Annotated in this window: 16 protein-coding genes; 6 read left to right on the top strand and 10 right to left on the bottom strand. The window is 71.7% G+C overall.

Going from position 1 to position 14,540, the window contains the following annotated elements:
- Positions 1-108 precede the first annotated feature (108 nt).
- The 3 genes from dapF to miaA form a co-directional block, all read right to left on the bottom strand.
- On the bottom strand, positions 109-981 hold the full coding sequence (gene dapF / locus ACIRDU_RS27915; RefSeq protein ID WP_403584132.1) for a diaminopimelate epimerase: 873 nt from the start codon (positions 979-981) through the stop codon (positions 109-111).
- Between the two features lie 74 nt (positions 982-1,055).
- Positions 1,056-1,568, bottom strand: coding sequence for a hypothetical protein (locus tag ACIRDU_RS27920; RefSeq protein WP_403584247.1), 513 nt, complete (start codon positions 1,566-1,568; stop codon positions 1,056-1,058).
- A gap of 108 nt (positions 1,569-1,676) precedes the next feature.
- Positions 1,677-2,615, bottom strand: a complete 939-nt coding sequence (gene miaA, locus ACIRDU_RS27925) for a tRNA (adenosine(37)-N6)-dimethylallyltransferase MiaA (RefSeq protein WP_403584135.1) — start codon at positions 2,613-2,615, stop codon at positions 1,677-1,679.
- Positions 2,616-2,797: 182 nt separating this feature from the next.
- Here miaA and ACIRDU_RS27930 point away from each other — a divergent pair, with 182 nt between their 5' ends.
- Both ACIRDU_RS27930 and ACIRDU_RS27935 read left to right on the top strand, forming a co-directional pair.
- A complete protein-coding gene (locus ACIRDU_RS27930) occupies positions 2,798-3,067 on the top strand; it encodes a hypothetical protein (protein WP_403584138.1) in 270 nt (89 codons plus the stop codon).
- A 26-nt stretch (positions 3,068-3,093) separates the two neighbouring features.
- Positions 3,094-3,417 (top strand): antitoxin, encoded by a 324-nt coding sequence (locus tag ACIRDU_RS27935; RefSeq protein WP_403584140.1) that lies wholly within the window; start codon positions 3,094-3,096, stop codon positions 3,415-3,417.
- Positions 3,418-3,593: 176 nt separating this feature from the next.
- Here the strand turns inward: ACIRDU_RS27935 and ACIRDU_RS27940 are convergent, their stop codons facing one another.
- From ACIRDU_RS27940 to ACIRDU_RS27955, 4 genes are all read right to left on the bottom strand, one after another.
- Positions 3,594-4,307: a class III extradiol dioxygenase subunit B-like domain-containing protein gene (locus tag ACIRDU_RS27940; RefSeq protein ID WP_403584142.1), complete on the bottom strand. Its 714-nt coding sequence runs from the start codon at positions 4,305-4,307 to the stop codon at positions 3,594-3,596.
- Positions 4,308-4,361: 54 nt separating this feature from the next.
- Entirely contained in the window at positions 4,362-5,876 is a 1,515-nt protein-coding gene (gene miaB, locus ACIRDU_RS27945) for a tRNA (N6-isopentenyl adenosine(37)-C2)-methylthiotransferase MiaB (RefSeq protein WP_403584143.1), read from the bottom strand.
- A gap of 64 nt (positions 5,877-5,940) precedes the next feature.
- The gene (locus ACIRDU_RS27950; RefSeq protein WP_403584145.1) at positions 5,941-6,594 is read right to left on the bottom strand and encodes a response regulator; all 654 of its coding nucleotides are present in this window, start codon (positions 6,592-6,594) and stop codon (positions 5,941-5,943) included.
- Positions 6,594-7,559: a sensor histidine kinase gene (locus ACIRDU_RS27955; protein ID WP_403584147.1), complete on the bottom strand. Its 966-nt coding sequence runs from the start codon at positions 7,557-7,559 to the stop codon at positions 6,594-6,596. The genes ACIRDU_RS27950 and ACIRDU_RS27955 overlap by 1 nt, the downstream gene beginning before the upstream one ends.
- Before the next feature lie 205 nt (positions 7,560-7,764).
- On the opposite strand from ACIRDU_RS27955, the gene ACIRDU_RS27960 reads away from it, so the two are divergent.
- A complete protein-coding gene (locus tag ACIRDU_RS27960) occupies positions 7,765-8,250 on the top strand; it encodes a cation:proton antiporter regulatory subunit (RefSeq protein ID WP_403584148.1) in 486 nt (161 codons plus the stop codon).
- A 4-nt stretch (positions 8,251-8,254) separates the two neighbouring features.
- Positions 8,255-9,472, top strand: a complete 1,218-nt coding sequence (locus tag ACIRDU_RS27965) for a cation:proton antiporter (protein WP_403584150.1) — start codon at positions 8,255-8,257, stop codon at positions 9,470-9,472.
- A gap of 346 nt (positions 9,473-9,818) precedes the next feature.
- Here the strand turns inward: ACIRDU_RS27965 and ACIRDU_RS27970 are convergent, their stop codons facing one another.
- Complete coding sequence (locus ACIRDU_RS27970) at positions 9,819-10,226, bottom strand: MazG nucleotide pyrophosphohydrolase domain-containing protein (RefSeq protein ID WP_104781302.1); 408 nt, start codon at positions 10,224-10,226, stop codon at positions 9,819-9,821.
- A gap of 96 nt (positions 10,227-10,322) precedes the next feature.
- On the opposite strand from ACIRDU_RS27970, the gene ACIRDU_RS27975 reads away from it, so the two are divergent.
- Positions 10,323-11,324: a TAXI family TRAP transporter solute-binding subunit gene (locus tag ACIRDU_RS27975; protein ID WP_403584154.1), complete on the top strand. Its 1,002-nt coding sequence runs from the start codon at positions 10,323-10,325 to the stop codon at positions 11,322-11,324.
- A gap of 29 nt (positions 11,325-11,353) precedes the next feature.
- Here ACIRDU_RS27975 and ACIRDU_RS27980 read toward each other — a convergent pair whose 3' ends face one another.
- Both ACIRDU_RS27980 and ACIRDU_RS27985 read right to left on the bottom strand, forming a co-directional pair.
- Positions 11,354-12,760 carry an ATP-binding protein gene (locus ACIRDU_RS27980; RefSeq protein WP_403584157.1) on the bottom strand — a complete coding sequence of 469 codons (1,407 nt, stop codon included), beginning with the start codon at positions 12,758-12,760 and terminating at the stop codon, positions 11,354-11,356.
- A 9-nt stretch (positions 12,761-12,769) separates the two neighbouring features.
- Complete coding sequence (locus tag ACIRDU_RS27985) at positions 12,770-13,456, bottom strand: response regulator transcription factor (RefSeq protein ID WP_306930534.1); 687 nt, start codon at positions 13,454-13,456, stop codon at positions 12,770-12,772.
- A gap of 290 nt (positions 13,457-13,746) precedes the next feature.
- Here ACIRDU_RS27985 and ACIRDU_RS27990 point away from each other — a divergent pair, with 290 nt between their 5' ends.
- Positions 13,747-14,523 (top strand): amino acid ABC transporter ATP-binding protein, encoded by a 777-nt coding sequence (locus ACIRDU_RS27990; RefSeq protein WP_403584160.1) that lies wholly within the window; start codon positions 13,747-13,749, stop codon positions 14,521-14,523.
- Positions 14,524-14,540: the final 17 nt, after the last annotated feature.

Here is a 14,540-nt window from a genome sequence, read left to right on the forward strand (position 1 = left end):
CCCGCCAAGTGGCCGGATGGCAACGGTGTTTTCGGGCCGGGTGGCCAAGAGCGCGGGTGTTTCAGGACGGCCCGCCCCCGATCGGCGCCGCGGCCGGAGCGCCGCCGCTCATGCGGACGTGGCAGCCTTCAGCCAGTCCGCGTCGATCTCGCCCTCGGCCACGATCACGGCCGGGCCCGTCATCTCGATCTCGCCGTCGGGCCGCTCGGTGATCACCAGGGTGCCGCCGGGCAGGTCCACCGTGTACGTCGTGGGGGTGCCGGTGACCGTCGGGTCGGCGCCGTCGCGGCGGGCGGCGGCCACGGCGACCGCGCACGCGCCCGTGCCGCACGAGCGGGTCTCACCGGCGCCGCGCTCGTGCACGCGCAGCGCGACGTGTGCGGGGGCGCGGTCGACCACGAACTCGACGTTCACACCGTCCGGGTAGGCGGCGGCCGGGCTGACGGGCGGCGGGGAGCGGAGGTCGCCGGCGTGCGCCAGGTCGTCCACGAAGGCCACCGCGTGCGGGTTGCCCATGTTGACGTTCCGCGCGGGCCAGCTGCGCCCGCCGACGCTCACCGTGACGTCGCCGTCGGGGAGGACCGCCCTGCCCATGCCGACGGTCACATCACCGTCCTTGGCGATGTGCACGGTCTTCACGCCCCCGCGCGTGGCGACCGCGAGGTCTCCCTCGGTCACGTGACCGGCGCGCTGGAGGTAGCGTGCGAACACCCGCACGCCGTTGCCGCACATTTCCGCGATCGAGCCGTCGCCGTTGCGGTAGTCCATGAACCACTCCGCCTCGGCCGCCATGCCCTTCGCCTCCGGGTGCGCGGCGGACCGCACGACGTGCAGCAGCCCGTCACCGCCGATGCCCGCACGCCGGTCGCACAGGGTGGCGACGGCGGCCGGGGGCAGGTCGATGGCGTTCTCGGGGTCCGGGACGATCACGAAGTCGTTCTCGGTTCCGTGCCCCTTGAGGAAGGCGATCCGCGTGCTCATGCCTCGATCGTAAGGGGTGCCTACGACAGCGCGACGGCGTGCCCGCGACCGAGCCTCGGGCGCCCGTACGGCGATCAGCGCAGCCGCGCCACACGCCACACGGCGAGGACCACCACGAGGGCCACGACCAGGGCATACGCGAGGACGACCCGCCAGTCGGGCCGGCGGCAGGAGCCCTTGGCAGGCAGACCCGGCCAGGTGTAGCCGACGCGGCGGGCGGCCATCATGCCCCAGCCGGCCGCGCAGGAGCAGATCAGCAGGCCGAGCATGGCGATGACGGCCCCGCTGTCGCCGAAGTCGAAGGCGAGCGGGAACGCGAACATCAGGGAGCCGAGTGCCGCGAGGCTCACGATGGGCGCCAGCTGCCATATGCGGAGCCGGCGCTGCGGGCGCAGCTCGACCTCGACCTCGTCGGCGAACATCTCGCCGGGTTCGGGGCCGTCGTCCGTCACGCCCTGCGTCTCGTCGGGCCCGTCGGAGCTGAGGTGGTCCGCCTCCTGCTCGGGTGCGTCCTCGGGTCCGGTCCCATCCCGCTCGGCGGTGATGTGATCGGTGCTTCGTGCGGTGTCGCGAGGGCCGGCCTCCATCGCCACGCGCCCTCCCAACTAGGACTCAACTCGGTCGATCGAAGCTCGATGATGGCACGCCGCCGAAGGACCGGATGACGGCCTGGGCGTCCCGATGCCATGACGTGATCAGGCTGTAACCGGTCGTTCGACCAAGGACAGCGCGAGCTGCGGAAGTTCTGTGAGATCGGCCGCTGCCCCACTCAACCAGTGCACCCGCGGATCGCGCCTGAACCATGAATCCTGGCGGCGCGCGAAGCGCTTGGTGGCACGGACGGTCTCGGTCCGCGCTTCCTCAAAGGTGCACTCCCCGGCGAGCGCCGCGAGCACCTGCTGGTAGCCGAGCGCGCGCGAGGCCGTACGCCCTTCACGCAACCCCTGCGCTTCGAGTGCGCGCACCTCGTCCACGAGGCCGGCGTCCCACATCCGGTCGACCCGGCGCGCGATGCGCTCGTCGAGCTCGGGGCGGGCCACGTCGACCCCGATCTGGAGGGTGTCGTACACCGAGTCGTGGCCGGGGAGGTTGGCCGTGAAGGGCCTGCCGGTGATCTCGATCACCTCCAGGGCGCGGACGACCCGGCGGCCGTTGCTCGGCAGGATCGCGCGAGCGGCCTCGGGATCGGCGGCGGACAGACGGGCGTGCAGCGCGCCCGAGCCGCGCAGCGTGAGTTCCTCCTCCAGGCGGGCGCGGACCTCGGGGTCGGTGCCGGGGAACTCCAGGTTGTCGACGGCGCCGCGCACATACAGCCCGGAGCCGCCGACCAGGATCGGCCAGCGGCCCTCGGCGAGCAGCGCCTCGATGCGCTCACGGGCCAGACGCTGGTACTCGGCGACGGAGGCCGTGACGGTCACGTCCCAGATGTCCAGCAGGTGGTGGGGGATGCCGCCGCGCTCCTCGGGCGTCAGCTTGGCGGTGCCGATGTCCATCCCTCGGTAGAGCTGCATGGAGTCGGCGTTGACGACCTCGCCGCCGAGACGCTGGGCCAGGAAGACGCCCAGATCGGACTTTCCGGCCGCGGTGGGACCGACGACGGCGATGACGCGGGGGGCGGGGGGTGCACTGCTCACCGGCCCAGTCTCGCAAACCTCCGGCCCTGGTCTCGAACGAGTTACGTGACGCCACGGCCGCGGGGTCGTTGCCCGTTGCGAGGTTCCTGCCGCCGGATCGCAGAGGCGGTGGCCCGGGCCGCGCAAACTGACGCACCGGGCAACGCGGGATTTCGTCCGCACGAGTAACGTATGGAGTGGATATGGGCGTTTTTGCACGACTTCTCCGGCGGTCGAAGGCCACGGCGGAGACGCCTGCGGCCAAGGCTCAGACCGACTCGGTGAAGGCCGAGCCCGAGACGGAGGCGGCCGAGACCGCGGAGGCGAAGGGCGGCGACGGAGCCGGGGAAGCGGCCGAGCCGGCTGCCGAGGCCACCGCGGAGGTCACCGAGTCCGAGGGCGTCGACATCCCCAAGCAGCAGTCCACCGACAAGGCGGCCGACAACGAGGCCGGCGAGGGCGCCCGTACGTGACCGCCCCGCGCGAGGGAAGGTGAGCCATGGGTCTCCTGGACAACGTGAAAGCCAAGCTGGGCCCGGCCAAGGGCAAGGTCTCGGACCTCGCACAGCGGCACGAGGGCAAGATCCACCACGGTCTCGACAAGGCCGCGCAGGCCGTCGACAAGAGGACCAAGGGCAAGTACAGCGGCAAGATCCAGACGGGGACGGGCCGGGCCAAGTACGCCATGGAGCGGCTCGCACACAAGGACGACGGCGAACCGGGCACGGGCGGCACGACAACGCCACCCGGCGCGAGCGGCACGACTCCACCGCCGACCGCGGGCGGCACCCCGCCGCCGGAGGCACCACCGCCCACTTCCTGAGCGCGCGTCGGCGCAGAAGGGTGCAGAAGGTTCTGGGCGCGCAGGAGCACAGCAGGGCCTGAGCGCGCGTCGGCACACGGAAAGGCACATCGGCGGACGGCCGCGGAGCCACAGGGCTCCCGGCCGTCCGCCGTTTCCCTCGCCCTTCCGCCTTTCGCCCGCGCCCTGCGCCCCGCCTACGACCAGGCGGCCACGACGTATCCCACGCCGTACGGCGCGTCCTCGTACAGCAGCGATCCGCCGAGGTCCGCCCCCTCGGCCGCGCCCGCCAGCACCTGCCACGGGGCCCGGCCGGACGCCTTCAGTTCGTGCGCCAGCCCGGCGTCCAGCGTGGTGAGTGCGGTGACGTCCGCCGCGCCGAGCGCCCGCGCGACCTCCGCGTCGAAGGGCGCCGCCCGTTCGTCCAGATAGCCCGGGGCCTTGAGCGTCCGGCAGGCGCTGGCATCACCCATCAGCAGCAGGGCCACTCGCTCGTCCCGGGCGGCGATGTCCCTCCCGGTCCGCGTGCACAGCTCGGGCGGGTACGACTCCCCCACCCCGAGTCCCTCGACCGGGGCGTCGGACCACCCGGTCCGCTCCAGCAGCCAGGCGGCCACCGTCAGCGAGTACGGCAGTCGCGGGTCCGTGTCCATGCCCTCGGCCGCTCCGAGCCGTACGTCCAGGTCGACGCCGTAGCCCCGGAAGGACCCGAGGGTGCCCTCCGGGTACGTCGCGGGCCCGGCGCCGCCCACCGGGCCGACGACCACGAGCCGGCCGGGCCGGGCAGCGGCGAGCACGCCCAGCGCGTCCGTGCAGGCGGCCCGTGCGGCATCCAGTTCCGGGGCGGCGCCCGCCGCGACCTGGGGGACCAGGAGGGGCGGGCAGGGGCAGACAGCGGCGGCGACAAGCATGATCGGCAGGGTAACTCTCAGGAACCGCTGCTACCGCACAGGCGGCGGCCCGGTTCAGTCGCAGCCGCAGCCGCTCGCCACGGCCGGCAGCGGCTCGGGGGCGCCGATCTTCGGCAGGCCCAGCATCACACCGACGGGTTTGGCCTTCTCGGCAGCGTTCCGCTTCTCCCAGGCGTCGCCCGCGCGCGTACGGCGCACGGCCAGCACGGGGCCCTCGGCGAGGAGGTGGTGCGGGGCGGCGTAGGTGATCTCGACCGTGACCACGTCACCGGGGCGGACCTCCTGGTCCGGCTTGGTGAAGTGGACGAGGCGGTTGTCGGGGGCGCGGCCGGACAGGCGGTGGGTGGTGTCGTCCTTGCGGCCCTCGCCCTCGGCGACCATCAGCTCCAGGGTGCGGCCGACCTGCTTCTTGTTCTCCTCCCAGGAGATCTCCTCCTGGAGGGCGACGAGCCGCTCGTAGCGTTCCTGGACGACCTTCTTGGGGATCTGGCCGTCCATCTCGGCGGCCGGGGTGCCGGGGCGCTTGGAGTACTGGAAGGTGAAGGCCTGTGCGAAGCGGGCCTCGCGCACCACGTGCAGCGTCTGCTCGAAGTCTTCCTCGGTCTCGCCGGGGAAGCCCACGATGATGTCGGTGCTGATCGCGGCGTGCGGGATGGCGGCGCGGACCTTCTCGATGATCCCCAGGAAGCGCTCCTGGCGGTAGGAGCGGCGCATCGCCTTCAGGACCGGGTCCGAGCCGGACTGGAGCGGCATGTGCAGCTGCGGCATCACGTTCGGCGTCTCGGCCATGGCGGCGATGACGTCGTCGGTGAAGTCCCGCGGGTGCGGGGAGGTGAAGCGGACGCGCTCCAGGCCGTCGATCTTCCCGCAGGCGCGCAGCAGCTTGCTGAAGGCCTCGCGGTCGCCGATGTCGGAGCCGTACGCGTTGACGTTCTGCCCGAGCAGTGTGATCTCGGAGACGCCCTCGGCGACCAGGGCCTCGATCTCGGCGAGGATGTCGCCGGGGCGGCGGTCCTTCTCCTTGCCGCGCAGGGCCGGGACGATGCAGAACGTGCAGGTGTTGTTGCAGCCGACGGAGATGGAGACCCAGGCCGCGTACGCGCTCTCGCGGCGGGTGGGCAGCGTCGAGGGGAACGCCTCCAGCGACTCGGCGATCTCGACCTGCGCCTCGTCCTGGACGCGGGCGCGCTCCAGCAGAACGGGCAGCTTGCCGATGTTGTGCGTGCCGAAGACGACGTCCACCCAGGGCGCCCTCTTCACGATGGTGTCGCGGTCCTTCTGCGCGAGGCAGCCGCCGACGGCGATCTGCATGCCGGGGCGGCTCGCCTTCTTCGGGGCGAGGTGGCCGAGGTTGCCGTACAGCTTGTTGTCGGCGTTCTCACGCACCGCGCAGGTGTTGAAGACGACGACGTCCGCCTCGTCGGCGCCCTCGGGGGCGCGGACGTAGCCCGCGTCCTCCAGAAGTCCGGACAATCGCTCGGAGTCGTGGACGTTCATCTGGCACCCGTAGGTGCGTACCTCGTACGTGCGCGTGCCGCCCACTGACTGGCTCCGGTCGATGCTGCTCATGGGGACAAGGGTAGGCGGTCGCCGGAAGTGACTCGGCCGCCTGTGGACAACCCCTGCGCCGGGCTCAGGGCTCGATGAGTCCGGCCCTGATCGCGTACCGGGTCAGCTCCAGGCGGTCGCGCATGCCGAGCTTCTGGAGGAGGTTGGCGCGGTGGCGTTCGACGGTCTTGGCGCTGATGAAGAGGAGTTCGCCGATCTCCTTCGAGGTGTGGCCCTCGGCGACCAGCTTGAGGATCTCCTCCTCGCGTTCGGTGATGGCCCGTTCCGGCAGGCCGTCGCCCCGGTGCAGCCGCTCCAGGTAGGAGCGGACGAGGGCGCGTTCGGCACCCGGGTAGATGAACGGCTCGTCGCGCACGGCGGCCCGGCAGGCCTCGACCAGGTCGCGGTCGGCGACGGACTTCAGGACGTAGCCGCTGGCACCGGCCCTGAGCGCCTCGAAGAAGTACTCCTCGTTGTCGTACATCGTCAGGATCAGGATGTGCAGATCGGGCAGTCGGCGGGAGAGTTCGCGGGCCGCCTGGAGGCCGGTCATCCGGGGCATGGCCACGTCCAGGACCGCCAGGTCCACGGCGGTCTCCCGGGCGCGGGCGACGGCCTCGGCGCCGTCTCCGGCCTCGGCGACGACCGTCAGGTCCGGTTCCCCGTCCAGGATGAGGCGCACGCCCCGGCGCACGAGGGTGTGGTCGTCGGCGAGCAGCACGCGGATCGGGGTGGACATCAGCGGAGTCCTTCCGTCGCTGGTACGTGCGATGTCACCGGTACGCGCAGCCGTACAACGGTGCCTCCGCCCGGGGCCGGTTCCAGGCTCAGCGCGGCCCCGATCAGCAGCGCGCGTTCGCGCATGCCCGTGATGCCGGAGCCTTCGGGGGCAGCGCCGAGGCCGGTGCCGTTGTCGCGTACGAGGAGTTCGACGCCGCCGGGAACCGGCTGGAGGCGGAGTTCGGCACGGTCGGCGGCGGCGTGCCGGGCGGTGTTGGTCAGGCCCTCCTGGGCGACCCGGTAGACGACGAGTTCGGATTCGGGGGTCAGGGCGGGGAGCTCGCCGGTGACGTGATGGCGCACGGTCAGCCCGTGGGTCGTGAACTCGCCGGCGAGCGAGCGCAGGGCGCTGGCCAGCCCCAGCTCCTCCAGGACACCGGGGCGCAGGCGGCGGGCGATCCGGCGGATCTCGTCCAGGCCGGCCCGGGTCGCCTCCTGCGCCTGGCCCACCTCCTCGCGAAGGTCCTCGGGCGCCCGGTCCGCGACGCGCTTGAGCTGGAGGAGGACGGCGGTCAGCGTCTGCCCGACCTCGTCGTGGAGCTCCCGGGCGATCCGGTGCCGTTCGCTCTCCTGTGCGGACAGCGCCCGGGCGGCACCCGCGGCCCGCTCGGCCTCCAGCCGGTCGAGCATCGTGTTGTACGTCGTGATCAGCCCGGCCGTCTCCGCAGGTCCCGCGACCACGGGCCGGGAGCCCGGACGCAGCAGGTCCGCCGTGGTCATGGCCCGGTCCAGCCGTTGCAGGGGCACCAGGCCGAACCGCAGCACGAGCGCGTTGCCGGCGAGCAGCAGCACCAGGCCGCCGAGCAGGACGAGGGCCTCGCCCGCGAGGACAGGGGTGGACACGGTGACCGGGCCGAGCAGCAACGCCGTGGCCACGACCAGGCCGGCGGCGTTGAGCGAGAAGATCCGCCAGAACAACGACACGCTTCTGGATCCGCTCCTTCCCGCCTTCGCGCAGTGCACCGCCCCCTCCACCCTCTCCGGCGACCGGCCGCTGCGTATATCCGTCACGACACCCATGTCGTCACCGTACGGCCGGATGGGAGCATGCGGACTTGACCCGTCCGATGATCGGCACCGCCCATCGGGCCGACGAAGTACGCACACCAGACGAACAAGGGGAAGCAACGTGTCAGCTCCGCGCCTGAGGGCGACGCCGCTACCGGGGATCGGGGTCCAGTACGACCTGGAGACCCGGGAACACCGCCATCTGTCGGTGGTGGCGCACCGCGACGGCACGCGCACGGTGAACGTGTACCGGTCCGACGACCCCGACTCCTGCGCGCACTCCCTGCGGCTGACCAGTTCGGAGGCGGGTTCGCTGATCGACGCGCTGAAGCCGTCCCACCACAGCCCGAGCCTGCTGTACACCACGGATCTGGGGCTGGTCGCCGAGCGGATCGAGGTGGCCGCGACCTCACGCTGGAACGGGCGGGTGCTGGGCGACATGCGGATGCGGACGGAGACGGGCGCGTCGGTGGTGGCCGTGCTGCGCCGGGCCGAGGCCATCCCGTCGCCCGCCCCTGACTTCCGGCTGGCCGGCGGTGACACGCTGATCGTCGTCGGGACCCGTGAGGGCGTCGACGCGGCCGCGACCATACTCGGGCGGGAGTGAGCCGTTGCACTCCGCGGTTCTGCTCATCGAGTTCGGTTCCATCATTCTCGGCCTCGGCCTGCTCGGCCGGTTCGCCGCCCGGTTCCGGCTCTCCCCGATACCCCTGTACCTCCTGGCCGGTCTGGCCTTCGGTGAGGGCGGTCTGCTGCCGCTGGGCGCGAGCGAGGAGTTCGTCGCCACGGGCGCGGAGATCGGCGTCATCCTGCTGCTGTTGATGCTGGGCCTGGAGTACACGGCGAGCGATCTGGTCTCCAACCTCAAGACCCACTACCCGTCCGGGCTGGTCGACTGCGCCCTGAACGCGCTGCCCGGGGCGGCCGTGGCGCTGCTGCTCGGCTGGGGTCCGGTGGCCGCCGTCGTACTGGCCGGTGTCACCTGGATCTCGTCGTCCGGCGTGATCGCCAAGGTGCTGGGCGATCTGGGGCGGGTCGGCAACCGGGAGACGCCGGTGATCCTCAGCGTGCTGGTGCTGGAGGACCTGGCGATGGCGGTGTACCTGCCCATCGTCACGGCGCTGGTGGCGGGAGCCGGGCTGATGGCCGGGAGCGTGACCCTGGCGATCGCGCTGGGCGCGGCCGGGCTCGTGCTGTTCCTGGCGGTGCGCTACGGCAGGCTCATCTCGCGATTCGTCTCCAGTGACGACCCGGAGAAGCTGCTGCTGGTCGTGCTGGGTCTGACGATCCTGGTGGCGGGTGTCGCGCAGCAGCTCCAGGTGTCGGCGGCGGTGGGTGCCTTTCTGGTGGGCATCGCGCTCTCGGGGGAGGTCGCCGAGGGTGCGCACACCCTGCTGAGCCCCTTGCGTGACCTGTTCGCGGCGGTCTTCTTCGTCTTCTTCGGCCTGCACACCGACCCGTCGAGCATCCCGCCCGTTCTGCTGCCCGCCCTCGGACTGGCCGTCCTCACCGCGCTGACGAAGATCGCCACCGGGTACTGGGCGGCCCGGCGGGCCGGGATCTCCGTCAAGGGCCGCTGGAGGGCGGGCGGTGCGCTCGTGGCCCGCGGCGAGTTCTCGATCGTCATCGCCGGCCTGGCGGTCTCGGCCGGCATCGAACCGTCCCTCGGCCCCCTGGCCACGGCATACGTCCTGATCCTTGTGGTCCTGGGCCCGCTCACCGCGCGCTACACCGAGCCGGTGGCGACCTGGTGGGCCCGCCGCCGCGAGCCCCACCACCCGGAGCCCGCGCCGCGGGCGACGGAGGCGGAGGCACCGGTCGCCGACTGAGGAGGTGTGGGCCGGGCGGTTGGGTCCGGGTGGCTCGGGGCGACTCCGTGTCGGACCGGCGGCCCAAGCCCGTCGATCCGACACGTGCCCCTCCCCCCGGCCGGTCCGGGTGGCCGAGTCCGGGCGGTCCTGCACGTCACTCCCGCGCTGGGCCGGAGGGCTCGGGACCGGGCGACCCGGCACGTGACCCATGGGCCGGGCCGGCGTCCGGGGCCGGTGGCCCGGAGCGTGATCCCCGGGCTGGGAACGGACGGCTCGGGACCGGGCGACCCAGAGCGGGACCCCCGGCCGAACCGGACGGCCCGGGCCCGGGCGACCCGGCACGTAACCCTTGGGACGCCCCGGGTCAGGCGCCCCCGCCCGGCACCCACCCCTGCCTGCGCAGCACCCCGGGCACGTCCGGTGCCTCGTAGTGCTCGCCCTTGAGGACCTTGCCGTCCTCCCGGCGCGAGACCGAGCCGTCGGGGCCGATCTTCGTCATGTTGGAGCGGTGGATCTCGGCGAGCACCGCGTCGAGGTCGATGCCGTGCACGAGGGCGGTGCCGTACGCGACGTAGACCACGTCGGCCAGTTCATGGGCGAGCCGGTCGAGCGGGCCCCGCACCGACACCTCGGCGACCTCCGCGGCCTCCTCCGCGAGGAGTTCGCCGCGGTGGGCCGCGAGTTCCGGGGAGACCTCCGTCGGCGTACTGCGGGCGTCCAGGCCGAAAGCGCGGTGGAATTCACGGACCAGGTCGGCGGGCGAAGAGCTCATGGGGGCGACTGTACTGGCGGCCATTGACACTCCCCCGCCCTCCTCCTGTGACCCCTGCCTGGTCAGAGGGGCACCCCGGCTGGCAGGATCGCCCGCATGTCCAGGACGTTCCCCCGTATCGGCAGGAGCCGGGCCCTGCAGGGCGGCGCCGCCGCCCTCGTGGTCCTCGGCCTGCTGCTGTGGTGGCTGCGCCCCTGGGCCGAGGAGCCGCCGAGCGGGACCATCACCTTCAGTACGGGCACCCGCGCGGGGGTGTACCACGAGTACGGCGAACTGCTGCGCACCGAGATCGACAAGGACATGCCCGACCTGAAGGTGCGGCTGCTGACCAGCGCCGGCTCGCAGGAGAACGTCGCCGACGTGGCGACCGGAAAGGCCGACTTCGCGATCGCCGCGGCCGACGCGGTCGCCACGTACAAGCTCGACAACGCCCCGGGCGCCGACCGGCTGCGCGGCCTCGCGCGCCTGTACGACGACTACGTCCAGCTCGTCGTACCGCCGAACTCGGACATCCACTCCGTCGCGGACCTGCGGGGCAAGCGCGTGGCCATAGGGCTGCCCGACTCCGGCGTACGGCTGATAGCGAACGGCGTGCTCAAGGCCGCCGGCATCGACCCGGAGAAGGACATCAAGCCGTCGTCGGACGGCATCGACACGGGACCCAGGCGGCTGGGGCACGGCCTCGACGCGTTCTTCTGGTCGGGCGGACTGCCCACGGACGGACTCAGCCGGCTGGCCAAGAAATCGGCCTCGGCCTTCCGGTTCGTGCCGATCGACGCCACGCTCGTGGCCAAACTGCACGACCAGGGCGGCGCCACGCGCTACTACCGCGCCACCAAGATGCCGGAGTCGGCCTACCCCAGCATCCAGCGCGGCGACCCCGTGCCGACCCTCGCGGTGTCCAACCTGCTGCTCACCCGCAGCGACATGGATCCGCGGCTCACCGAATGGCTGACCCGTACGGTGCTCGACAGCCGGGACTTCATCGGGGCGACCGTCCACTCCGCCCAGCTGGTCGACGTCCGCACGGCGATCTACACCGACCCGCTGCAACTGCACGTCGGCGCCCAGCGCTACTACCAGTCGGTCAAGCCGTAGCGCCCGAACCTTCCCGCAGCCGCCGTCCGTCAGGCCGTCGGCGCCGACCGCGGCACCGCCACCGTCACCTTCAGCCCGTGCGGCTCGTGACGGTCGAACGCGATCGAACCGCCGCCCGCCGCGAGCAGCGCCCTCGAGATGGACAGGCCGAGGCCCGAGCCCTTGACGTTCTGATGCCGGCCGCTGCGCCAGAAGCGGTCGCCTACGCGGGCCAGCTCCTCGTCGGTGAGCCCCGGGCCCTGGTCGGTGACGACGACCGTGGAGATGCCGCCCTGGGAGGCGACCGTCACCTCGACGGTCTGGTCCCCCGGCGTGAACTTCACCGCGTTGTCGATGACCGCGTCCAGCGCGCTGGACAGCGCGACCGGGTCGGCCCACGCGGTCGTCGGCGGGCAGTCCCCCACCAGGCGCACACCCTTGGCCTCGGCGGTCGGGGCCCAGGCCGCGAGGCGTTCGGCGGCCAGCTCGCCGATGTCGGTGATCCGCAGATCCGCCTCGGTGTGCTCGGCCAGCGCCAGGTCGAGCAGGTCGTCCAGGACCTGCGCGAGGCGCTTGCCCTCGGCCTGGACCGAGGCGATCTCCTTGTTGCCCTCGGGCAGCTCGAAGGAGAGCAGCTCGATGCGCAGCAGCAGCGCCGCGAGGGGGTTGCGCAGCTGGTGCGAGGCGTCGGCGACGAAGGCGCGCTGCTGCTCCAGCACGTCCTCGACGTTGTCCGCCATCTCGTTGAACGACCGGGCCAGGCGCCTGAGTTCCGGCGGCCCGCCGGCGGCGGCGACCCGCGACTTGAGCCGCCCTGTGGCGATGTCGTGGGTGGTGGCGTCCAGGACCCGTACGGGTTTGAGCACCCAGCCGGTCAGCCGCAGGGCGGCGCCGACGGCCAGCAGCATCGCGGCGAACTCGCCCGCGCCGATGACCAGCCAGCCGTGCAGCGTGCGTGAGCGCAGCTGCCCGGTGGGCGAGTCGGTGACGACGACCGCGACGACATCGCCGTCCCGGATGACCGGCGAGGCGACCACGAGGTTGCGGCGCTGCCAGGGCCACACCTGCTTGGGGTCGTGGCTGCGGCGGCTGAGCAGCGCCTCGGCGAAGGCGTCCCGTACCTCGCCCTCCTTCGGCAGCGACCACCTGGCCGGGGCTTGGGCCATGGCACTGCCGCTGCGGTAGAAGACCCCGGACCGGATGCCGTAGACCTCGTAGTAGCTGGTCAGTTCGCTGCTGAGGGTGGCCAGGCGCTCGTTCTCGAACGCGTCGGCGGTGCCGTCGGGCGAGTCGGTGACGAACTGGGCGAGTGCGGCGAAGCGCGCCGTGTCGTCGATCCGGTCGACGACGACCTTCTGCTGCTGCGCGCCGGCGAGGCTCACGGCGAGCGGGACGCCGAGCGCGAGCAGTACGGCCGCCATCAGGACGATGAGCAGCGGGAGCAGACGAGTGCGCACCCGGCGACGCTATCCGGCAGGCGCGACGAGCCGGTAACCGACTCCGCGGACGGTCTCGATGAGGGCCGGCATGCGCAGCTTGGCGCGCAGGGACGCGACATGCACCTCCAGCGTGCGTCCGGTCCCCTCCCAGCTGGTCCGCCACACCTCGCTGATGATCTGCTCCCGGCGGAAGACCACTCCGGGCCGCTGCGCGAGCAGGGCCAGCAGGTCGAACTCCTTGCGGGTCAGCTGGATCACGGACCCGTCCACACTGACCCGGCGCGTGGGCAGCTCGATGTGCACCGGGCCGAGCCGCAGCTCGGTCTCGATGCCGCTGGAGGTGTCCTCGTGGGAGGTGCGCCGGCTCACGGCGTGGATACGGGCGAGCAGCTCCCCGGTGTCGTAGGGCTTCACCACGTAGTCGTCGGCGCCCAGGTTGAGGCCGTGGATACGGGAGCGCACGTCGGAGCGGGCGGTGACCATGATCACCGGGGTGCTGGTGCGCTTGCGGATCTTGCCGCAGACCTCGTATCCGTCCTGGTCGGGCAGGCCGAGGTCGAGGAGGACGACGCCGAAGCAGTCGCTCTCGGGGACGAGTGCCTGAAGGGCCTCCTCACCGCTGCGCGCGTGCGTGACGTCGAACCCGTGCCGCGCCAGTACCGCCGACAGGGCGGCGGCGACGTGGTTGTCGTCCTCGACGAGCAGCAGTCTCACGTGGGCCCCCTTCGGTTCACTGGCCGTACGATCTGAATGTGTACAAAAACGCGTGCACGCGCGCGCGTGCACCCTGTGCAGTCACGCTGATGGATGAGGACGGCGTCAAGAGGGTTCCGGTTGCGGACCGCTTCCGTTACCCGGCTGGTATGAGCGGCGCTCCCAAGTGCTACGACACGTGTCCGATTGCTATCGGATCGTGATGCTCAGATTCCCCTCAGATGTAATGACGCAGGTCGTAGAGGGTCACTACTGTCCTCCGAAACCGAGGAGGACGGAGCCTGAGAGCGATGACCGAAGTATCGGTGGCCAAGGAAGATGTGGCCGCGACCGGAGAACTGGTCGTCCTGAAGAGCGTCAACAAGCACTTCGGCGCGTTGCACGTACTCCAGGACATCGACCTGACGATCGCCCGCGGTGAAGTCGTCGTGGTCATCGGGCCCTCCGGGTCCGGCAAGTCCACCCTGTGCCGCACCATCAACCGCCTGGAGACGACCGACTCCGGCACGATCACGATCGACGGCAAGCCGCTGCCCGCCGAGGGCAAGGCACTGGCGAAGCTGCGCGCCGACGTCGGAATGGTCTTCCAGTCCTTCAACCTCTTCGCGCACAAGACCGTGCTCGAGAACGTCATGCTCGGCCAGATCAAGGTCCGCAAGAAGGACAAGCAGGCGGCCGAGGAGCGGGCCCGTGCCCTGCTCGACCGGGTCGGCGTGGGCGCGCAGGCCGACAAGTACCCGGCACAGCTCTCCGGCGGCCAGCAGCAGCGCGTCGCGATCGCGCGGGCGCTGGCCATGGAGCCGAAGGTGATGCTCTTCGACGAGCCGACCTCCGCGCTCGACCCCGAGATGATCAACGAGGTGCTGGAGGTCATGCAGCAGCTCGCCCGCGACGGCATGACCATGATCGTCGTCACCCATGAGATGGGTTTCGCACGATCGGCTGCAAACCGCGTGGTGTTCATGGCGGACGGCCGAATCGTCGAGGAGGCTGCGCCCGACCAGTTCTTCAGCAATCCGCGCAGCGATCGTGCCAAGGACTTCCTGTCGAAGATCCTGCACCACTGACGGCGCGGGTCGCGCCC

This window comes from Streptomyces sp. NPDC093598, assembly GCF_044764825.1.
Classification (GTDB): domain Bacteria; phylum Actinomycetota; class Actinomycetes; order Streptomycetales; family Streptomycetaceae; genus Streptomyces.